The organism is Cellulophaga baltica (genome assembly GCF_018861125.1).
GTDB classification, from domain to species: domain Bacteria; phylum Bacteroidota; class Bacteroidia; order Flavobacteriales; family Flavobacteriaceae; genus Cellulophaga; species Cellulophaga baltica_A.
In genome coordinates this window covers 142,238-162,912 of the sequence record NZ_JAHKQN010000018.1, presented here as the reverse complement: position 1 = coordinate 162,912, position 20,675 = coordinate 142,238, and the positions used below count along the sequence as shown (strand labels likewise).

Annotated in this window: 18 protein-coding genes and 1 riboswitch; of the genes, 8 read left to right on the top strand and 10 right to left on the bottom strand. The window is 31.9% G+C overall.

From position 1 onward, the window contains the following. Nucleotides 1-83: 83 nt before the first annotated feature. The 6 genes from secA to KO500_RS08925 all read right to left on the bottom strand — a co-directional run bounded on the left by secA (nucleotide 84) and on the right by KO500_RS08925 (nucleotide 8,271). On the bottom strand, nucleotides 84-3,449 hold the full coding sequence (gene secA / locus KO500_RS08950) for a preprotein translocase subunit SecA (RefSeq protein WP_215956192.1): 3,366 nt from the start codon (nucleotides 3,447-3,449) through the stop codon (nucleotides 84-86). A 180-nt stretch (nucleotides 3,450-3,629) separates the two neighbouring features. Next, nucleotides 3,630-3,854 (bottom strand): DUF2795 domain-containing protein, encoded by a 225-nt coding sequence (locus tag KO500_RS08945; RefSeq protein ID WP_010520089.1) that lies wholly within the window; start codon nucleotides 3,852-3,854, stop codon nucleotides 3,630-3,632. A gap of 116 nt (nucleotides 3,855-3,970) precedes the next feature. Then, complete coding sequence (locus KO500_RS08940) at nucleotides 3,971-4,549, bottom strand: cob(I)yrinic acid a,c-diamide adenosyltransferase (RefSeq protein WP_215956191.1); 579 nt, start codon at nucleotides 4,547-4,549, stop codon at nucleotides 3,971-3,973. Nucleotides 4,550-4,681: 132 nt separating this feature from the next. After that, on the bottom strand, nucleotides 4,682-5,179 hold the full coding sequence (locus tag KO500_RS08935) for a hypothetical protein (RefSeq protein ID WP_215956190.1): 498 nt from the start codon (nucleotides 5,177-5,179) through the stop codon (nucleotides 4,682-4,684). Between the two features lie 9 nt (nucleotides 5,180-5,188). Beyond that, a complete protein-coding gene (locus tag KO500_RS08930) occupies nucleotides 5,189-7,069 on the bottom strand; it encodes an ABC-F family ATP-binding cassette domain-containing protein (protein ID WP_215956189.1) in 1,881 nt (626 codons plus the stop codon). A 26-nt stretch (nucleotides 7,070-7,095) separates the two neighbouring features. Further along, complete coding sequence (locus KO500_RS08925) at nucleotides 7,096-8,271, bottom strand: lipoprotein N-acyltransferase Lnb domain-containing protein (protein WP_215956188.1); 1,176 nt, start codon at nucleotides 8,269-8,271, stop codon at nucleotides 7,096-7,098. 106 nt (nucleotides 8,272-8,377) lie between these two features. On the opposite strand from KO500_RS08925, the gene KO500_RS08920 reads away from it, so the two are divergent. Both KO500_RS08920 and KO500_RS08915 read left to right on the top strand, forming a co-directional pair. Beyond that, nucleotides 8,378-9,133 carry a CDP-alcohol phosphatidyltransferase family protein gene (locus tag KO500_RS08920; RefSeq protein WP_215956187.1) on the top strand — a complete coding sequence of 252 codons (756 nt, stop codon included), beginning with the start codon at nucleotides 8,378-8,380 and terminating at the stop codon, nucleotides 9,131-9,133. A 5-nt stretch (nucleotides 9,134-9,138) separates the two neighbouring features. Further along, entirely contained in the window at nucleotides 9,139-9,597 is a 459-nt protein-coding gene (locus tag KO500_RS08915) for a DUF1569 domain-containing protein (RefSeq protein WP_215956186.1), read from the top strand. 4 nt (nucleotides 9,598-9,601) lie between these two features. Here KO500_RS08915 and lptB read toward each other — a convergent pair whose 3' ends face one another. From lptB to KO500_RS08900, 3 genes are all read right to left on the bottom strand, one after another. Continuing rightward, nucleotides 9,602-10,342 (bottom strand): LPS export ABC transporter ATP-binding protein, encoded by a 741-nt coding sequence (lptB, locus tag KO500_RS08910; protein WP_215956185.1) that lies wholly within the window; start codon nucleotides 10,340-10,342, stop codon nucleotides 9,602-9,604. Nucleotides 10,343-10,458: 116 nt separating this feature from the next. Next, nucleotides 10,459-11,295 carry a twin-arginine translocase subunit TatC gene (gene tatC / locus KO500_RS08905; RefSeq protein ID WP_215956184.1) on the bottom strand — a complete coding sequence of 279 codons (837 nt, stop codon included), beginning with the start codon at nucleotides 11,293-11,295 and terminating at the stop codon, nucleotides 10,459-10,461. Nucleotides 11,296-11,300: 5 nt separating this feature from the next. Then, nucleotides 11,301-12,266, bottom strand: coding sequence for a KpsF/GutQ family sugar-phosphate isomerase (locus KO500_RS08900; protein WP_215956183.1), 966 nt, complete (start codon nucleotides 12,264-12,266; stop codon nucleotides 11,301-11,303). Between the two features lie 208 nt (nucleotides 12,267-12,474). On the opposite strand from KO500_RS08900, the gene recQ reads away from it, so the two are divergent. From recQ to thiH, 6 genes are all read left to right on the top strand, one after another. Next, a complete protein-coding gene (recQ, locus tag KO500_RS08895; protein ID WP_215956182.1) occupies nucleotides 12,475-14,676 on the top strand; it encodes a DNA helicase RecQ in 2,202 nt (733 codons plus the stop codon). Between the two features lie 38 nt (nucleotides 14,677-14,714). After that, nucleotides 14,715-14,810, top strand: a riboswitch (TPP riboswitch). A 122-nt stretch (nucleotides 14,811-14,932) separates the two neighbouring features. Beyond that, a complete protein-coding gene (gene thiS / locus KO500_RS08890) occupies nucleotides 14,933-15,136 on the top strand; it encodes a sulfur carrier protein ThiS (RefSeq protein ID WP_215956181.1) in 204 nt (67 codons plus the stop codon). Nucleotides 15,137-15,184: 48 nt separating this feature from the next. Continuing rightward, nucleotides 15,185-17,044 (top strand): phosphomethylpyrimidine synthase ThiC, encoded by a 1,860-nt coding sequence (gene thiC, locus KO500_RS08885; RefSeq protein ID WP_215956180.1) that lies wholly within the window; start codon nucleotides 15,185-15,187, stop codon nucleotides 17,042-17,044. 3 nt (nucleotides 17,045-17,047) lie between these two features. After that, nucleotides 17,048-17,650, top strand: coding sequence for a thiamine phosphate synthase (locus KO500_RS08880; RefSeq protein ID WP_215956179.1), 603 nt, complete (start codon nucleotides 17,048-17,050; stop codon nucleotides 17,648-17,650). A gap of 46 nt (nucleotides 17,651-17,696) precedes the next feature. Beyond that, the gene (locus tag KO500_RS08875) at nucleotides 17,697-18,467 is read left to right on the top strand and encodes a thiazole synthase (protein WP_215956178.1); all 771 of its coding nucleotides are present in this window, start codon (nucleotides 17,697-17,699) and stop codon (nucleotides 18,465-18,467) included. 9 nt (nucleotides 18,468-18,476) lie between these two features. Then, nucleotides 18,477-19,589, top strand: coding sequence for a 2-iminoacetate synthase ThiH (thiH, locus tag KO500_RS08870; protein ID WP_215956177.1), 1,113 nt, complete (start codon nucleotides 18,477-18,479; stop codon nucleotides 19,587-19,589). Nucleotides 19,590-19,592: 3 nt separating this feature from the next. Here the strand turns inward: thiH and KO500_RS08865 are convergent, their stop codons facing one another. Then, the gene (locus tag KO500_RS08865; protein WP_215956176.1) at nucleotides 19,593-20,672 is read right to left on the bottom strand and encodes a S66 peptidase family protein; all 1,080 of its coding nucleotides are present in this window, start codon (nucleotides 20,670-20,672) and stop codon (nucleotides 19,593-19,595) included. Between the last annotated feature and the right edge of the window lie 3 nt (nucleotides 20,673-20,675).

Sequence of the window (20,675 nt, the reverse complement as noted above, 5' to 3'; positions counted from 1 at the left end):
TAAAGCTAACCATGTTTTTGAATAAAACAAAAACGACAGCAAAAAAAAGCTGTCGTTTTATTCTAATTGGTATTATTTTTTTTCTATTCTTGAGTAATAACCCATTCTCCTTTAGTGATTAAAGGCTCTGCTTGTTTGAATTTCACAGTTTTACTTTCACCAGTCATTACGTTTTTAATAGTTACACGGTCATTTCTTCCAATTTTTGGAGCTTCTCTTGTAATTGTTTCGGTAACTTGAGGTTTGTTATTCCCTTGATTTTGACCCACAGCTCTATTCTGTGCAGCGAGTTCATCACTATTTAAAACTTCTTCTTTACTAACGTTTAACTTTTCTTTTGGGCGACTTGTTGTTCTAGCTTCTTGTATGTTAGTATCATTACCATTTGGTATTTCACCTTTATATAAGAATGAGATAACTTCTTTGTTTACTTTTTCAATCATTCTTTTGAATAATTCAAAAGCTTCAAACTTGTAAATTAGAAGAGGATCTTTTTGTTCGTGAACTGCAAGTTGAACAGATTGTTTTAATTCATCCATTTTACGTAAATGAACTTTCCAAGAATCATCAACAATTGCTAATGTGATATTTTTTTCAAAATCATTCACCAGTTGCTTCCCATCACTTTCATAGGCATCTTTTAAGTTGGTAACAATATTAAAAGTTTTGATGCCATCAGAAAAAGGAACAACGATACGCTCAAATTTATTTGCTTCGTCTTCGTAAACGCTTTTAATAACTTTATAAGCTGTTGTAGCACTACGCTCCATTTTTTGCTCATAGTGAGCGAAAGCTTCTTTGTAAAGTATGTTAGCTATTTCAGTAACATTCTTTTTAGCAAACTCATCTTCAGAAATAGGAGAGGTGATTGCAAAATATTTAATTAATTCGAATTCGAAATTTTTATAATCACTTGCATTTTTATTGTCTTCGGCAATAACTTCACAAGTATCATAAATCATGTTTGCGATATCTACTTTTAAACGTTCGCCTTGTAATGCATGACGACGTCTTTTGTAAATAACTTCCCTTTGTGCATTCATTACATCATCGTACTCTAATAATCGCTTACGAACACCAAAGTTATTTTCTTCAACTTTTTTCTGTGCACGCTCAATAGATTTGGTCATCATTGAATGTTGAATAACTTCACCATCTTCTAACCCCATCTTATCCATCATCTTAGCCACTCTATCAGAGCCGAATAAACGCATTAGGTTATCTTCTAAAGAAACATAAAATTGAGAGCTTCCAGGATCTCCTTGACGACCAGAACGACCACGTAACTGTCTATCTACACGACGAGAATCATGACGCTCTGTACCAATAATAGCTAAACCACCAGCATTTTTAACTTCAGTTGATAATTTAATATCGGTACCACGACCAGCCATATTGGTTGCTATTGTTACAATACCAGCTTTACCAGCTTCTTCAACAATATCAGCCTCTTTTTTATGCATTTTTGCATTCAGTACATTGTGTGGTACTTTTCTAATGCTAAGCATACGTGATAAAAGTTCAGAAATCTCTACAGATGTTGTACCAATTAAAACTGGTCTACCTGCAGCAGAAAGTTTTGTGACCTCTTCTATAATTGCATTATATTTTTCACGCTTAGTTTTATAAATTAAATCGTTTCTGTCATCACGAGCAATTGGTCTGTTAGTAGGAATTTCCATAACATCTAACTCGTAAATTTCCCAGAATTCACCTGCTTCAGTAATTGCAGTACCTGTCATACCAGCAAGCTTGCTGTACATTCTAAAGTAGTTTTGTAAAGTTACCGTTGCAAATGTTTGTGTTGCAGCTTCAATCTTCACATTTTCTTTAGCCTCAATGGCTTGGTGTAATCCGTCAGAATAACGACGACCATCCATAATACGACCAGTTTGTTCATCAACAATCATTACTTTGTTATCCATTACTACATATTCCACATCTTTTTCAAAAAGAGTGTATGCTTTTAATAATTGGTTTAAAGTATGAATTCGTTCACTTTTTACGCCAAATTCTTTAAAAAGCTCTTCTTTTAATTCAGCTTCTTCTTCAACTTCAAGATTTTGGTTTTCTATTTTTGCAATTTCACCACCAATATCTGGCATCACAAAAAACTCCCTGTCTTGTTCTCCAGAGATGTGACCAACACCTTTTTCAGTAAGTTCAATTTGATTGTTTTTTTCATCAATAACAAACCATAATGCCTCATCTATTTTAGGCATTTCACGGTTATTATCTTGCATATAGAAATTTTCAGTTTTTTGAAGCAATTGTTTAACCCCTTCTTCACTTAAAAATTTAATTAATGCTTTGTTTTTTGGTAAACCACGGTGAACACGTAATAGTTGAAAACCACCTTCTTTTGTGTCACCTGCGTTTATCAACTTTTTAGCTTCAGCTAAAACACCTGTTAAATATTGTTTTTGTAAATGAACAATATCATTCACTTTTGGTTTAAGTTCATCAAATTCGTGAATATCACCTTTTGGTACAGGACCAGAAATAATTAAAGGTGTACGAGCATCATCAACTAAAACAGAATCGACCTCATCGACAATTGCAAAGTTATGTGGACGTTGTACCAAATCACTTGGTGCATGTGCCATGTTATCTCTTAAGTAATCAAAACCAAATTCGTTATTAGTACCGTAGGTAATGTCTGCATTGTAAGCAGCACGTCTACCTTCAGAGTTCGGTTGGTGATTGTCAATGCAATCAATTGTCATTCCGTGAAATTGGAATAAAGGAGCCATCCATGCGCTATCACGTTTTGCAAGGTAATCGTTAACTGTTACTAGGTGAGTACCGTTACCAGTTAAGGCATTTAAATATAAAGGTAATGTTGCAACTAAGGTTTTACCTTCACCAGTTTGCATTTCTGCAATTTTACCTTCGTGAAGTGCAATACCACCAATTAATTGAACATCATAATGTATCATGTCCCAAGTGACTTCTTTACCAGCGGCGTTCCATGAGTTTTTCCAAATAGCTTTATCACCTTCTAAACTAACATACTCTTTAGTGCCCGATAATTCTCTATCAAATTCTGATGCTGTAACTTCTAGTGTTGGATTGTTTGCGAATCGTTTTGCAGTTTCTTTAACTACTGCAAAAGCTTCTGGGAGGATCTTTTTTAACGTTTTTTCTGATATTTCATAAACTTCTTTTTTAAGCTTATCAATTTCAGCATAAATATCTTCATTTTTATCAATGTCTTTTGAAGCTTTTACTTCTTCTTCTAAAACATTAATTTTGTCGTTTATTGCTTTACAATCTTCTTTTATTTGTTCTTTAAAATCGATTGTTTTCTGCCTTATCTCATCAATAGTTAAAAGTTCTAGCTCTTTTTCAAAAGCATGTATTTTATTTATTATTGGTTGTAGTACCTTAACGTCTTTTTTTGCTTTATCGCCTACAAAGACTTTTAAGACAGAATTTATAAAACTCATATTTATAATTTATTTTTTAAATATTATGCCATAACCGTACCAAAGCATTTTTTGATAACATTGCATGACAAAATGGAATTGAACTTAAATAGCTGTAAAGTACTATTACAGCGTGTAGGTTCAAAATTAAGTAAAAAAAAAGCCTCAGATGAGACTTTTTTAATGTTATTCAGTTAATATTTAATATTCGTCCTCATTCCAGAGGTAATCTTCTTCCGTTGGGTAATCTGGCCAAATTTCTTCAATAGATTCGTAGATTTCGCCACCTTCTTCTTCCATTGATTGTAAGTTTTCTACAACCTCTAGTGGAGCACCGGTTCTAATTGCGTAATCTATAAGCTCATCTTTACTGGCTGGCCAAGGCGCATCACTTAAGTAAGATGCTAGTTCTAAAGTCCAATACATATGTTAGTGGTATTATTTTATTTTTTTTGCAAAAATAAATTTAAAATTGAAAAAACCAAGTTAATTCGTGTTTATTATAAAATTAATTACAATTTAATAACTTGAAAATAAAAGTTTTAGTATTTATTTTTTTTAGGAATCCATTTAATTTCATCTGCATTCAAATCTGATGTTAGTTTTCTTGATAATACGAAAAGATAATCAGAGAGTCTGTTTAGGTAAACTAATACATTTTCTTCAAAAGGCTCATCCTCATTTAATAATGATGAAATTCGTTCAGCTCTACGACAAACTGTTCTGGCAATATGACAGTATGACACTATTGTATGTCCGCCAGGAAGAATAAAATGCGTCATTGGAGCTAAATTATCTTCCATATGATCTATTTCGTTTTCCAATAATTGAATTGCAACATCATCAATCTTATTAATATTTAAGCGTTCCTTACCATTCTTCAAAATTGCTTTATCGGGCGCAGTGGCTAAAATAGCTCCCACGGTAAATAAATGATTTTGAATTGTAGTAAGTATTTCTTTATAATGAATATCTATTTGCTGATCGCGAATTAAGCCAATCCAAGAATTTAGTTCATCAACAGTACCATAACTATCAATACGAATGTGATGTTTTGGTACACGCGTACCACCAAATAATGCTGTTGTGCCTTTATCTCCTGTTTTGGTATATATTTTCATATTATTTGCGATCCATGAATTTGCGATCTTTTCTTTTTTTTGAACGCTTTTTGTTGTCCATAAGATTCTTAATGAAAATTATGGCTAAAAAAGCACATATTATGTATATGATGTAATCCATTCGAGTTGCTTTTATTTAAAAATACTAGAATATATTCTAATTTTAAAATTCTCTTTAGCTTGTTCTTTTCTAAAAAATAAGATGCCACAAAAAAACAAATTAATGCTAATAGTAATTTTTTTGTCTTTAATTAGGTCTTGCCAAGTATTAGTATACTTATGAAGATTATGAATAAAAACAATACTATCATTCTTGGTTGATATATTTTTTATTTTACCTACTTCATTTAAGTTTTTAAAATAGAAAAATTCAGACGATGAGCTATCAAATTTGATATTCGGGAAATTACTCTTCACCGTTTGTTGAAGTAATATGTTTTCTGAATCTATATTTATTGACGAAATTTTAAAATAGATTAAGGTTTTTAAGAGAATGTTTTCTGACTTTTTAGCACTAAATTTTTCTTTACTATAAATGCCTTTTGTAATGTAATTATATACAAAAGGGGAGTGCACACCATGTTGATTAGTGGCAGTAATTAAAAAATTAAGGTACTTAAAAAATTGCATTAGGTTTTATTATAATAAAGCAGAAAGCTCAAACCAACGTTCCGTTTTCGCCTCAATAGCATCTTCAATTTCTTTTAATTCAATCGAAAGCTCTTTTATCTGATCTCCTGATAATGAAGTGTCGGTGAACTTTTGCTGTGTTTTTTCTTTTTTAGCTTCTAATTTTTTAATCTCACGTTCTATATTCGTGTATTCTTTTTGTTCTTGAAAAGAGAGTTTTTTCTTTTCTTCTTTTTTCCAAGAGCCTTTGTCATTAGTTTCAGAACTTTCTTGAGGTTTTTCTTTTTTTGCAGCTCTGCTTTCTAAAACAGCACTGTCTTCGTAAGATCTGTAATCAGAATAGTTACCTGGAAAATCTTCAATCACAGCATCACCTCTAAAAACAAAAAGGTGGTCTACAATTTTGTCCATAAAATAACGGTCGTGAGATACAACAATTAAACAACCAGGAAAATCCATTAAAAAGCTTTCTAAAACATTTAGTGTTACAATATCTAAATCATTAGTAGGCTCATCTAGAATTAAAAAGTTAGGATTCTGAATTAAAATTGTACACAAGTATAAACGTTTGCGCTCACCACCACTTAATTTGTCTACAAAATCATACTGTTTTTTACGATCAAACAAAAAACGCTCTAACAATTGTTGTGCAGATATTTGACGGCCTTTTGCAAGTGGAATATAATCACCAAACTCACGAATAACATCAATAACTTTTTGCCCGTCTTTTATATTTATTCCTTTTTGAGTGTAATACCCAAATTTTATAGTTTCACCAACAACAACTTTGCCACTGTCAGGTTCTTCTTTGCCACTTAAAATATTTAAGAATGTAGATTTCCCGGCACCGTTTTTACCAATAATACCTATGCGTTCACCACGTAAGAAATTATATTCAAAATCATCTAAAATAGGCTTATTAGGGTATGATTTTGAGATTTTGTGTAACTCGATAATTTTGGTGCCCATACGCTCCATATTTATCTCAAGTTCAACCTCATTCTCATTCCTACGTTTGTTGGCTCTCTCTTTAATTTCGTAAAAATCGTCAATTCTTGATTTAGATTTTGTAGTACGTGCCTTTGGCTGTCTACGCATCCAATTCAATTCTTTTTTAAATAGAATTTTAGATTTATGCTGTTCTGTAGCTTCTTGCTCAATACGAGCTTCTTTTTTCTCTAAATAATAAGAATAATTTCCCTTGTAAGGATACAAAACACCTTCATCAAGTTCTATAATTTCATTACACACACGCTCTAAAAAGTAACGGTCGTGCGTAACCATAAATAGCGTCATATTTTCTTTAGCAAAATACTGCTCTAACCATTCAATCATCTCTAAATCTAAATGGTTGGTAGGTTCATCTAAAACTAATAAATCAGGTTTATTGATCAAAGCATCAGCAAGAGCTAAACGTTTCTTTTGTCCACCAGAGAGTATATTAACTTTTAAGTTTACATCGTGTAAGTTTAGTTTTGAAAGTATTTGTTTGTACTGAGTTTCAAAATCCCAAGCTTGAAAACGCTCCATGCCTTCAAAAGCTGTTTGGTAAGCATCAGCATCTTCCGGGTTTTCTAATGCTTTTTCATAAGCACGAATCACTTTTAATACCTCATTATCTGAAGCAAAAATAGTTTGTTCAATAGTTAATTCAGGATCTAAATTTGGTTCTTGATCTAAAAAAGAAACTCGTATTCCTTTTCTATAATTTACTTGACCAGAATCAGGGGTGTCTAAACCAGAAAGTATGTTTAAAATAGATGTTTTACCACTACCATTTTTAGCAATTAATGCAATTTTTTGGTCTTTATTTATCCCGAATGAAATATCAGAGAATAAGACATGTTCGCCATATGCTTTGGCTATATTTTCTACAGAGAGTAGGTTCATGTAACGTTGGTGTTAAGTCCGCAAAGTTAATGAACTCTAGCAGACCTTTGTTTATAAATTAAAAATGAATACCTGATTGCTAATAAAATAACGATTGGAAGTATTAATATACTAAAATCTTGAACTTTAAATATCCAGATAATCATTGCTAAAACTAAAAATCCAATAAGAGTATATAAATATGTAGTTACCCATTTTGGTAGGTTATCTTTTAAAATAAAAAATGCAAGTACTATGTTTAATGGGAATGTCCATAAAAAGTTAAAATTATTGGCTGTTGCTTTATGGTCGGTTCCTAACCAAAGAAAGACGATCAATAAACCTGCAATTCCTGTGATAAAAAAGATTATAAAATCTAGCCACTTACTACGCGTGTCGTTTTTATAATCTAAATACGTGATTAGAGCTACTAAGTTTAAAAAAATAGCAAGTACAACTAAAGGTGATGTGATAAAATTATCATTATTTTCTCTGGGTTTAACACCTAATAAATACTTGTCACTAGTTACAATATTTTTACCTCCCACTTCGGTGTAAGGTAATTGTTTGTAAACATATATAGGTAAAAACAAATGCTCCCATGGTGTAGCTTCTCTATCTATTACTGAACCAAGTGCAAGATCAATACCAAAATTTGACCATGAGTTTACTTCAAGGTTTTGCTGTAATAATTCTCTAAATGTATATTGTTTGGTTAGGTGAGAGTAATCAAAACTTAATTTGTCACCTAAAACGGTTTTTAATGCATTGGGTATTCTTGTGGAGCAATTGTCAAATAAAAAATCATATTTATAAAATCGATTGTCAGGCTTGTAGTTGTCTTCTAAAAAAGCAAGAAAGTCATTTTTTTCTTTTAAGGTTAGGTTCAATTTTTGCTCTTTCACCCATCTGTTTTCTACTTCGTAGCTGTACATAAATCTAGAGAATGAACCTCTCGATAATTCATAAAGTAATTTTCCGCGTGTAAACTTATAGTAAAAATTAGGTGTATTAAAGTCGAAATGGCCATAGTTGTACACCACATCAATACCTAAACTAGGATCTTTAATGCGAATAGCACTGTGACCAAATTTTGCATATAATTCATCGGCAGTACCAACAGTTAAAATGCTAATGGTTGATTTTGTAGTTAACTTTGGTTGACAATAACCAATTACAGAAACGGTAAAAAATAAAATAAAAAAGAACGATTTTAATTTCATGATTTTGGGTCTAGCTAAGTAGTTCGCATAACAAAGATGCAAAGAATTTTTTGTTCAGAATTATTTCAAAGAAAATTATCCTACTTTTACATAAAGCTTAACAATTATGAAAAAATACATACCTAATTTTATTACACTTTTAAATTTATTTTGCGGTTGTATTGCAATGGTATTTGCAATTCACTGTGTGTTTGAAATGGTAGCTCTTTTTGTGTTTTTAGGTATTGTTTTTGATTTTTTTGATGGATTTTCAGCTCGCATTTTAAATGTAAAAAGTGAACTTGGTTTGCAGTTAGACTCTATGGCAGATATGGTTACTAGTGGTGTAGTTCCGGGTGTAGTAATGTTTAAGCTTTTAGAAATGTCTTTTTCTGGTGGCTGGAGTTCTGATTTACATATTGAAAATGGCTCATTTTTAAATGGCTTAGAAATATCATCCTTAATACCGCTTTTAGGATTTGTTGTGACTTTGGGTTCAGGATATCGATTAGCAAAGTTTAATATAGATGAAAACCAAACAGATTCATTTGTAGGTTTGCCAACACCTGCTAATGCATTATTGATCATTTCATTGCCATTAATATTAATGTATCATAATAATGATGTTTTAAATGGAGTGATTTTAAATCAATGGTTTTTATTAGGTACAACATTTTTCAGTGCGTTTCTGCTAAACTGTAATTTAGAATTATTTGCATTAAAATTTAAAAGCTGGAATTTTAAAGATAATGCTGTTCGATATATTTTTATCTTAATTTGTTTAGTGTTGTTAGCAACCCTGAAGTTTTTAGCAGTACCAGCTATAATCATATTTTATATAGCACTTTCAGTATTTAATTCCGTCTCTAGTAAAAACCCTTAATAATTATGGCCTTACCAAACATTTTTACCAAAGAAGTTTCAAATAAAGTTATTGAGCGTACAAATATTTTAACACCAACTACACAAGCCAATTGGGGTAAAATGGACGTTAGTCAAATGCTGGCGCATTTAAGTGTTATGTATGAAATGGTTTATGAAGATAAACATAAGAAGCCTAACGCTTTTATGAAATTTATACTTAAATCATTTGTAAAAAACACGGTGGTTAATGAAAAGCCTTACAAACGAAATTCTCAAACAGCGCCTGCTTTTATAATTAAAGGTGAGCGAGATTTTGAAGCTGAGAAAAACAGACTTATTGCATATATAATTAAAACAGAAGAATTAGGTGAAGCTGGCTTTGATGGTAAAGAATCAAACTCTTTTGGTAAGTTAAATAAAACAGAATGGAATAATTTGTTTTACAAACATATTGACCATCACTTAACGCAATTTGGAGTGTAGTTTTTTAAAAATCTAATTTCTTCTTACGAAGCTCAAAATTCTGACCTAAATATACTTTACGTACCATTTCATCAGCAGCAAGATCTTCAGGTATACCTGATTTTAAAATACCACCTTCAAACATTAAATAAGAACGCTCAGTAATAGCAAGAGTTTCTTGTACGTTGTGATCGGTAATTAAAATGCCAATATTTTTGTTTTTAAGTTGCGCTACAATTCGCTGAATATCTTCAACAGCAACCGGGTCAACCCCAGCAAACGGTTCATCAAGAAGTATAAATTTTGGGTCAGTTGCTAGTGCACGAGCAATTTCAGTACGTCTACGCTCACCACCAGAAAGTAAATCTCCACGGTTTGTACGTATGTGACCAAGACTAAATTCTTCAATAAGCGATTCCATTTTCATTTCTTGCTCTTTTTTACTGAGCTTGGTTAATTGTAATACACTTAAAATATTATCTTCAATACTTAATTTTCTAAATACCGAAGCCTCTTGTGCTAAGTACCCAATACCATGTTGGGCTCTTTTATACATGGGGAATTTTGTAATTTCAGTATTATCTAAATATATATTACCGCCATTAGGTTTTACTAAACCAACAATCATATAAAAAGAAGTAGTTTTACCAGCTCCGTTAGGCCCCAAAAGGCCTACGATTTCACCTTGGTTTACCTCAAGAGATATACCTCTTACTACTTGTCGCCCTCTGTAGGACTTCATTATATTATCTGCGCGTAACTTCATTTAAATGAATTTCTGTATGGTTAAATTCGTATCAAATCTAAACTTAAAAGCTTATCAATAAAAGTAATTAATTGTTTTTTAACCATTTTGAAACGGTTAGTATCAACTTTTTAAAATTATTTAGCCTTTTGTTTTTTTAATTTAGCTTCCTTTTTTGCTTCTTTTCGAAGTACATAACCTGAGATGTAAATACTCACTTGGTACAATATTATAATAGGTATTGATACAACAATTTGGCTAGCAACATCAGGAGGTGTAATTACAGCTGATAATATAAGTACAACAACAAGTGCAATTTTTCTATATTTCTTTAAAATTTCAGGAGTAACTAAACCAATTTTAGTTAAGAAAAAGATGATAATCGGTAATTCAAAAATAATTCCACAAGCGATTACTGAAGATCGTAATGTTGAAATATAGGAGCTTAAATCAAATTCATTTAAAACTGTTTCACTTACTGAATATGTGCCTAAAAAGTTTATAGATAACGGAGCAACAATATAATACCCAAATAAAACACCTAAAAAGAATAAAAACGAAGCAATAACAATAAAACCTTTAGAGTTTTTACGTTCTTTTTCATACAAACCAGGACTTATAAATTTCCACATTTCAAATAAAATGTAGGGAAATGCTAAAATAACTCCAGCCCAAATTGAGGTCCAAATATCAGCAGAAAACTGCCCTGCCATAGTTCTACTTTGTATGGTGAATGGTAATTTATCTGCACAAAAATCAGACTCCATATTAAAAAAAGTAGCGATATTACAGAAGAACTCATAGGTTGCAAAGTCCATTCTACTTGGTGCAAAAATAATATTGTCAAATATAAAACCACTTACAGCAAAAGCAACACATCCAATGATAACAACTGCTAAAGTTGCACGTATTAAATGCCAGCGTAATTCTTCTAGATGGTCTAAAAAAGACATCTCATTTTGAGTTTCTTTCATCTTTGTTATAAAATTCCTTCAGTTATTAAATTATGAATATGAACTACGCCCATATAAGTGCCGTTGTCAACGGCTAATACTTGTGATATATTTTTTTCTTGCATTAATTCTAATGCCTTTATAGCTAATGTATTATTTGCTATAGTTTTTGGGTTTGAGCTCATAATATCTTTAGCAGTAAGCCCGCCAATAACATCATGCTTGTTTAGCATTCTTCTAATATCACCATCGGTAACAATACCAACAATTTTATCATTCTCTAGTACAGCAGTGACGCCAAGCATTTTTTTAGATATTTCAACAATAACCGTTTTTACATCAGCATTAATATCTACCTGAGGTTTTTGATTTTTTTCCGCAATATCAGAAACGCGTAAATACAAACGTTTGCCTAATGTGCCACCAGGGTGGTATTTTGCAAAATCTTTACTACTAAAACCTCTTAATTCTAATAAACAAACAGCAATCGCATCACCAATAACTAATTGAGCCGTTGTACTTGTGGTTGGAGCTAAATTATTTGGACAAGCTTCTTTTTCTACATAAGTATTTAAAACAAAATCTGATTGTTTTGCTAGAGCAGAATCTAAATTACCTGTCATTGCAATTAATGTATTACCGCCTTTTTTAATGAGCGGTATTAACATTTTTATTTCGGGTGTATTACCACTATTTGATATGCAAATTACCGTGTCATATTCTTGAATAGTTCCTAAATCACCATGAATAGCATCTGCAGCATGCATAAAAATGGCAGGAGTTCCTGTTGAATTTAAAGTTGCAACTATTTTTGAAGCTATAAGTGCACTTTTGCCAATCCCTGAAATGACAATTCTACCAGATGAATTGATAATGTGTTTTACAGCGTTAGAAAATTTATTATCTAAAAGGGAAGAGAGGTTTTGAATTGCATTTGCCTCATTTTCAATGGTTCTCTTGGCGATTTTTAGTATTGCAGTATCGTTTTCCAATGTTATTTTTTCAATTATCTAATTGTATTCCTAAAAGAATGTCTTATATTTAGTTACAAAATTACATAAACTATATGTTATAGTATATTTAAAATTATTTAAAGTAACTTTTTGTTTTTAGAATAATTTTTATCTTGCTGCAAGCGTTAGTGAAATAGGTTAGTTTTTACTAATTTAATTGTAAGCCATATTAATAGTTTAATACATTATGAGTTTGAGTGATATTAATTTGCATTCCTCACTAAAAAAATATTTTGGTTTTTCTAAGTTTAAAGGACTTCAAGAGAGTGTTGTTAAAAGCATTCTTGATGGGAAAAATTGCTTTGTGATAATGCCCACAGGGGGCGGAAAATCTCTTTGCTACCAATTACCAGCCTTAATGCAAGAAGGTACAGCAATTGTTGTTTCTCCTTTAATTGCATTGATGAAAAATCAAGTTGATGCCATTCGTGGTGTTTCATCTGAAGTAGGTATAGCTCATGTTTTAAATTCTTCGTTAACTAAAACGGAAATAAAGCAAGTAAAAAGTGATATTACAAGCGGTATTACTAAATTATTATATGTTGCACCAGAGTCATTAACTAAAGATGAGTATGTTGAATTTTTACAATCTGTAAAAATTTCATTTGTTGCGGTTGATGAGGCTCATTGTATATCAGAATGGGGACATGATTTTAGGCCAGAATACCGTAATTTAAAAACTATAATCGCTAGGTTAGGCGATAACATTCCGGTAATTGGTTTGACTGCTACGGCAACTCCTAAAGTTCAAGAAGATATAATTAAAAACTTAGGTATTGGTGATGCAGATTTATTTAAAGCATCATTTAACAGGCCAAATTTATTTTACGAAGTACGACCAAAAACTCAAAATATAGAATCTGATATTATTCGTTTTGTAAAACAGAATTCGGGTAAATCTGGTATTATCTATTGTTTGAGTAGAAAAAAGGTTGAGGAATTAGCACAAGTATTACAAGTAAATGGAGTAAGTGCAGTGCCTTACCATGCAGGTTTTGATACTAAAACACGATCTAAATATCAAGATATGTTTTTGATGGAAGATGTTGATGTTGTAGTGGCTACCATTGCCTTTGGTATGGGAATTGACAAGCCTGATGTTCGGTTTGTGATTCATAATGATATTCCTAAAAGTATTGAAAGTTACTACCAAGAAACGGGTAGAGCAGGTAGAGATGGTGGTGAAGGCCATTGTTTAGCTTTTTATTCGTACAAAGATATTGAGAAGCTTGAAAAATTCATGTCAGGCAAACCAGTAGCAGAGCAAGAAATAGGTAATGCATTGTTACAAGAAATGGTTGCTTATGCCGAAACATCTATGTCTCGTAGAAAATTTATTCTTCATTATTTCGGAGAAGAATTTGATGAGATAAATGGTGAAGGAGCTAAAATGGATGACAACACTAAAAATCCGAAAGACAAAGAAGAAGCTAAAGATGATTTAATAAAAGTTATTCAGGTGGTGAAAGGCACTATGGAAAAATTTAAATCAAAAGAAATTGTAAAAGTACTTACAGGTAAAGTAAATGCTATTATATCATCACATAAAACCAATGAAAAACCATTTTTTGGTATTGGTAAAGATAAAGATAACGAGCATTGGATGGCTTTAGTTCGCCAAGCTTTAGTAGCGGGTTACCTTAAAAAAGAAATTGAGCAATACGGAATTTTACATGTTACAGATAAAGGAGCTGCGTATTTAGAGAATCCTATTTCTTTTATGATGACTAAAGATCATGTTTATAATCAAGCTACAGACGATGCTATTGTAAGTGCAGCAAAAACTAGCGGTGGTGTTGCCGATGAAAAACTGCTAAAAACTTTAAAAGATTTACGTAAAAAAGAAGGTCAAAAATTAGGTGTACCACCTTTTGTTATTTTTCAAGACCCATCATTACAAGATATGGCACTCAAATATCCGGTTTCTGTTGAAGAGCTGGTTAATATTCATGGTGTAGGTGAGGGGAAAGCTAAAAAATATGGTAAGCCTTTTGTTGCTTATATCAAGCAATATGTTGAAGACAATGATATTATTAGACCTGACGATTTAGTAGTTAAAAGTACAGGTGCAAACTCTGCATTAAAATTATATGTAATACAGAATGTAGATCGTAAACTACCTTTAGATGATATTGCTTCAGCTAAAGGACTTGAAATTCCTGAATTAATTCGTGAGATGGAACAAATAGTTTATAGTGGTACAAAATTAAATATTAGCTATTGGATTGATGAGGTTTTAGATGAAGACCAGCAAGAAGAGTTACACGATTATTTTTTAGAAGCGGAATCTGATAAAATTGATGTTGCCATTGAAGAGTTTGATGGTGATTATGAAGATGAAGAATTACGTTTATACCGAATTAAATTTATTAGTGAAGTAGCAAATTAAAACCTACTTAGATAAAAATATTTTTATTAACTTTACAAAGTAAACTTTAGGGGTGTTCCTTTTTAAGGAACTGAGAAATACCCTTTGAACCTGATACGGTTAGTACCGTCGAAGGGAAAAGTTGAAAAACACTTTGCAATAAGTGTTTGCAATTTTTTACATATAGTATATTTCAGTCTTAGAAGTAAAACTATAATTTCAAAGAAACATTTCTACAACTTTTAAAATTTACAGGATATTTAAAATATACTGTATCATGATTTCTATTGTTGTAAACGAAAAACAAATGCACATTGAAGAAAAAACAACTGTGCTCCAATTACTTGAAAAAGTAAAATCTTCCAAAAAGGGCATAGCTCTAGCAATTAATAATGAGGTAATTTTAAAAGATGTATGGGACACACATCTTATCTCTAATAATGATACAGTTTTAATTATTCAAGCTTCACAAGGAGGTTAATTTTTAATCAATTCAACTCCTAAATAACCGATTAATAAAAATTGTAAAATGAAAATTAAAGACACAGCTCCAAAAACAAATCAAGTTTCAACCAAACCTTTTCCGAAATCTAAAAAGGTTTATGTGCAAGGAAAAATTCACCCTCAGATTAAAGTGGCAATGCGTGAAATTTCTTTGAGTGGCACGACAGACTCGATAACAAAAAAGAAAACACCAAACGAACCTGTTACTGTCTATGATACCTCTGGGCCATATACAGATCCTAATAAAAACATTAATGTACATAATGGCATTGAGAGAATAAGAGAACAATGGATTTTAGATCGTGACGATGTTGAAAAGCTAGATGCTTTTAGTTCTAAATATTGCAATGAGCGTTTAAATGACAAAAATTTAGATCATATGCGTTTTGATTTAAAGCATAAACCTAAGCGCGCTAAAAAAGGTCAAAATGTTACTCAATTACATTATGCTAAAAAAGGAATTATTACTCCAGAAATGGAATACATAGCAATTCGTGAAAATCAGCGAATTGATGAAATGACCCAAATAAGAAAACAGCATAAAGGAGAGCATTTTGGAGCTTCAATTCCTGAAAAAATTACTCCAGAATTTGTACGTAGTGAAGTGGCAAGGGGTCGTGCAGTAATTCCTTCTAATATTAACCATCCTGAAGCTGAACCTATGATTTTAGGGCGGAACTTTTTGGTTAAGATAAATGCTAATATTGGTAATTCAGCAACAACTTCATCTATTGAAGAAGAAGTAGAAAAAGCAGTGTGGGCTTGCCGTTGGGGAGCAGATAATATTATGGATTTGTCTACAGGACAAAATATTCACGAAACTCGTGAGTGGATTATCCGTAATTCGCCAGTTCCTGTGGGCACGGTTCCAATTTATCAAGCATTAGAAAAAGTAAATGGAGTTGCCGAAGATTTAACATGGGAAATATTTAAAGACACTTTACTAGAACAAGCGGAGCAAGGGGTAGATTATTTTACTATTCATGCAGGTGTTTTATTGCGTTATGTGCCAATGACCGCAAAACGTGTAACTGGTATTGTTTCTCGTGGTGGTTCAATTATGGCTAAATGGTGTTTAGCACATCATAAAGAAAGTTTTTTATATACTCACTTTGAAGAAATTTGCGAGATTTTAAAAACGTACGATGTTGCGTTTTCGTTGGGAGATGGATTGCGTCCAGGTTCAGTTGCTGATGCAAATGATGAAGCTCAATTTTCAGAATTAGAGACTTTAGGAGAATTAGCGAAAATAGCTCGTAAGCACGAAGTACAATGTTTTATTGAGGGTCCAGGTCATGTGCCAATGCATATGATTAAAGAAAATATGGAAAAGCAAATTGAAGTTTGTGATGAGGCGCCTTTTTATACATTAGGCCCTTTAACTACTGATATTGCTCCGGGTTATGATCATATTACTTCGGGTATTGGTGCGGCTATGATTGGTTGGTATGGCTGTGCAATGTTGTGTTATGTTACCCCAAAAGAGCATTTAGGTTTGCCGAATAAAGAAGATGTTCGTGTAGGAGTGGTAACTTATAAGTTAGCAGCGCATGCGGCCGATTTAGCAAAAGGTCATCCAGGTTCACAACATAGGGATAATGCTTTAAGTATGGCTCGTTTTGAATTCCGTTGGGAAGATCAATTTAATTTAGGATTAGACCCAGAACGTGCTCGCGAGTTTCACGACGAAACTTTACCAGCTGATGGAGCAAAAGTTGCTCATTTTTGTTCTATGTGCGGGCCAAAATTTTGTTCTATGAAAATTTCTCAGGAAGTAAGAGATTTTGCGGCCGAAAACAAAGTAGAAGGTGATGAGGTGTTTTCTAAAGGAATGGAAGAAAAATCAAAAGAATTTATAGAAAAAGGTTCTGAAGTTTATTTATAAATTATGATTGTAGTTATTAGTCCGGAGAAGGATGTGAAAAATGAAATTGGTATTCTAAATCAGCTTTTTAAAGCTGGTTTAGAATACTATCATTTTAGAAAACCAGATAAAAACTTACAACAACATTGTGATTATTTGAATCAGGTTGAAGAGATATACCATAACAGAATTGTTTTGCATTGTTTTCATGAATTAATAAATGATTTTAATTTAAAAGGCATACATTTTCAAGAACAAAAGCGTAAAGATCATATAGATAATCCAGGTCGGTACTTTAAAAACTTGAAGATGTATGGTAAAACAATAAGCTCATCTTTTCATGAACCAGAAGAGCTTGAGGATTGCTATTTCGAATTTGATTATCATCTGTTAAGTCCAGTTTTTAATTCAATATCTAAAGTTGGTTATAAAGGAAGAATTTTTGATGTTAATGGGATTGATAAAACTATTATAGGAATGGGAGGTGTGAATTTTAAAACAATTCCTGAGGTTCTAAAATTAGGCTACAATGGAATTGGTGTTTTAGGTGGTGTTTGGAATAATGAAAATCCATTAGAGAGTTTCATTGAAATAAAAAACCAGTTTGAAAATCATTCAAACATTTGAATAGTTTACGAGCCATTATTAGAAACTCATTATATAAAATTAAAAAATGAAACAAAATTTAACAATAGCAGGTAAAGAGTTTACGTCTCGTCTATTCACTGGAACTGGAAAATTTAGTTCTTCTGAGTTAATGCGAGAATCTTTACTAGCTTCTGAAAGTGAATTAATTACTGTAGCTTTAAAAAGAGTTGATGTTACTAATGAAAATGATGATATTTTAAAACATTTAAATCATGAGCGTATTAATTTATTACCAAATACTTCGGGGGTAAGAACTGCAAAAGAAGCCATTTTTGCAACGGAATTATCTCGTGAAGCCTTAGAAACTAATTGGGTTAAATTAGAGATTCATCCTGATCCGAGGTATTTATTGCCTGACCCTATTGAGACATTAAAAGCAACTAAAGAATTAGTGAAACTTGGTTTTGTAGTAATGCCTTATATTCACGCAGACCCTGTTTTGTGTAAGCGTTTAGAGGATGTTGGTGCGCAATGTGTAATGCCACTTGGGGCTCCGATAGGTAGTAATAAAGGTTTGAAAACCTTAGATTTTTTAGATATTATTATAGAACAATCTAATGTTCCTGTAATTATTGACGCAGGAATTGGGAGTCCTTCTCATGCGGCACATGCAATGGAAATTGGTGCTGATGCTGTATTGGTAAACACAGCCATTGCAGTATCTCAAAATCCTGTTGAGATGGCAAAGGCGTTTAAAATGGCGGTTGAAGCTGGTAGAATTGCATATGAAGCAAAATTAGCACCAGTAAAAAATCAAGCAGAAGCTAGTAGCCCATTAACTTCATTTTTAGATTAAAGAAAAAAGATGAGCACATTTACTACATTATTCGATACTTATAATTGGGATGCTACCTTGAGTAGCATTTTTAATAAAACAACTTCAGACGTTGAGCAGGCTTTGGTAAAAGATAAAAGAAATTTAGAAGACTTTAAAGCTTTAATATCACCTGAAGCTAAACCATTTTTAGAACAAATGGCTCAAAAGAGTAAAGCACTTACTAAAAAACGTTTTGGAAATACCATACAAATGTATGCCCCAATGTATTTAAGTAATGAGTGTCAGAATATTTGTACGTATTGCGGTTTTAGTCTAACTAATAAAATTGCTAGAAGAACTTTAACAAATACTGAAATTTTAAAAGAAGTTTCTTTTTTAAAAGCTAAAGGTTATGATCATATTTTATTAGTTACAGGTGAGGCAAACCAAACAGTAGGGGTAGATTATATTAAAAATGCAATTCAATTAATTCGTTCTCAATTTTCTAATATTACAATTGAAATACAGCCTTTAGATCAAAATGAATATGAACTATTGATAGAAAGCGGATTGTATGCTGTATTAGTTTATCAAGAAACTTATCATAGAGAAGAATATAAAAAACACCATCCGAAAGGGAAAAAATCTAATTTTAATTATCGTTTAGAAACGCCTGATAGATTAGGAAAAGCAGGTATTCATAAAATTGGTTTAGGTGCATTATTCGGGTTAGAAGATTGGCGTGCAGATAGTTTTTTTACAGCCTTACATTTAAAATATTTGCAAAAAACATATTGGAAAACAAAGTATTCTATTTCTTTCCCTCGTTTGCGTCCGCATTCTGGAGGATTAGAACCAAAAGTAGAAATGACAGATGCAGATTTGGTGCAACTAATTTGTGCATTTCGTTTATTTGATGAAGATGTAGAGCTCTCTATGTCTACAAGAGAGAGTGAGGTTTTTAGAGATAATATAGTAAACCTAGGCGCCACATCTATAAGTGCAGAATCTAAAACGAACCCAGGAGGTTATACGGTTGATCCGCAATCATTAGAACAATTTGAAATTTCTGATGAACGTAGTACGGAAGAAATTGTACAGATGTTAAAAAATCAAGGTTTAGAAGTAGTCTGGAAAGATTGGGATAAAACGTATTTTTAAAAATTAAGAAACAGCATTTTCTAACAACTCTATCGTCATGGTGTCAGCATTAAAAGTTGCTTCAATACCTATAGGAAAAGTGAAATTGTTGGTTACGTGACCAAAACTCATTCCGTATGCAGAAGGTAAATTTAAATGTTGAATTCTATTTAAAATAACTTCTTTTAAAGTAAAGCTTCCTGGTTTAGGTTTTTTATCGCAACCACTACATACACCTATTACAATGGCGCTAGCATTCTTAAATGTTTTGCCTTCGATAAGTTGGGTAAGCATACGATCAATCCGGTATGGTGGTTCTTCAACATCTTCAATACATACAATTTTATTGGTAAAATCTATTTCATGTGCTGTACCAATTAATGCATTTATAAGCGTAAGGCTACCTCCAACAATTTTTCCTGTAGCAGTACCTGGTGTAATTGTATAGCGTTCAAACTCAGGGTTACTTAATTCTTTTCTGTCAGCCTTTAACACTACATTTTGAATCAGAGTTTTATTTTTAGGATTTACTAAAATATTTTTAAGTTGTTGTATCGAATATTCATCATCTAAAGTACTGCCAACAGGTCCATGGAAAGTAACTAAGCCAGTTTCTTGATAAATCCCGTTTAATAAAGCCGTAATGTCACTAAAACCAATTAAAATTTTTGGATTGTTTTTTATTGAATCATAATCTATAAGTTGCATTATTCTAGTACAACCATAACCACCACGAGCACATAGAATAGCATCAATATTTGGGTTTGCAAACATCTCATTTAAATCATCAGCTCTTTCTTGGTCAGTATTGCTAAAATAACCATGATTCCATTTAATTCTATCTGTATGAAAAGGAACAAACCCCATTTTTTTTAATGTAGCTTTAGCGTGTTCTAAAACTTCATTTTTCACAGCGTAACCAGGTGCAATTAAACCAACGGTAGCTCCCTTTTTTAATCTTTTTGGTTTAATTATAGGATTATTTGTACTGGTGTTTTTTGTAGTTGCCATCGCAGTAACGGGTACTAATGTAGCAACTGAAACGCCTAAAAGGTTATTAAAAAAGTTTCTACGAGATTTTACTTTATGGTTGCTCTTATTCATAAT

Bases quoted from the DNA above. Each gene is read 5' to 3' on its own strand.
- secA (WP_215956192.1), bottom strand. From the start codon at position 3,449: ATGAGTTTTATAAATTCTGTCTTAAAAGTCTTTGTAGGCGATAAAGCA.
- KO500_RS08945 (WP_010520089.1), bottom strand. From the start codon at position 3,854: ATGTATTGGACTTTAGAACTAGCATCTTACTTAAGTGATGCGCCTTGG.
- KO500_RS08940 (WP_215956191.1), bottom strand. From the start codon at position 4,549: ATGAAAATATATACCAAAACAGGAGATAAAGGCACAACAGCATTATTT.
- KO500_RS08935 (WP_215956190.1), bottom strand. From the start codon at position 5,179: ATGCAATTTTTTAAGTACCTTAATTTTTTAATTACTGCCACTAATCAA.
- KO500_RS08930 (WP_215956189.1), bottom strand. From the start codon at position 7,069: ATGAACCTACTCTCTGTAGAAAATATAGCCAAAGCATATGGCGAACAT.
- KO500_RS08925 (WP_215956188.1), bottom strand. From the start codon at position 8,271: ATGAAATTAAAATCGTTCTTTTTTATTTTATTTTTTACCGTTTCTGTA.
- KO500_RS08920 (WP_215956187.1), top strand. From the start codon at position 8,378: ATGAAAAAATACATACCTAATTTTATTACACTTTTAAATTTATTTTGC.
- KO500_RS08915 (WP_215956186.1), top strand. From the start codon at position 9,139: ATGGCCTTACCAAACATTTTTACCAAAGAAGTTTCAAATAAAGTTATT.
- lptB (WP_215956185.1), bottom strand. From the start codon at position 10,342: ATGAAGTTACGCGCAGATAATATAATGAAGTCCTACAGAGGGCGACAA.
- tatC (WP_215956184.1), bottom strand. From the start codon at position 11,295: ATGAAAGAAACTCAAAATGAGATGTCTTTTTTAGACCATCTAGAAGAA.
- recQ (WP_215956182.1), top strand. From the start codon at position 12,475: ATGAGTTTGAGTGATATTAATTTGCATTCCTCACTAAAAAAATATTTT.
- thiS (WP_215956181.1), top strand. From the start codon at position 14,933: ATGATTTCTATTGTTGTAAACGAAAAACAAATGCACATTGAAGAAAAA.
- thiC (WP_215956180.1), top strand. From the start codon at position 15,185: ATGAAAATTAAAGACACAGCTCCAAAAACAAATCAAGTTTCAACCAAA.
- KO500_RS08880 (WP_215956179.1), top strand. From the start codon at position 17,048: ATGATTGTAGTTATTAGTCCGGAGAAGGATGTGAAAAATGAAATTGGT.
- KO500_RS08875 (WP_215956178.1), top strand. From the start codon at position 17,697: ATGAAACAAAATTTAACAATAGCAGGTAAAGAGTTTACGTCTCGTCTA.
- thiH (WP_215956177.1), top strand. From the start codon at position 18,477: ATGAGCACATTTACTACATTATTCGATACTTATAATTGGGATGCTACC.
- KO500_RS08865 (WP_215956176.1), bottom strand. From the start codon at position 20,672: ATGAATAAGAGCAACCATAAAGTAAAATCTCGTAGAAACTTTTTTAAT.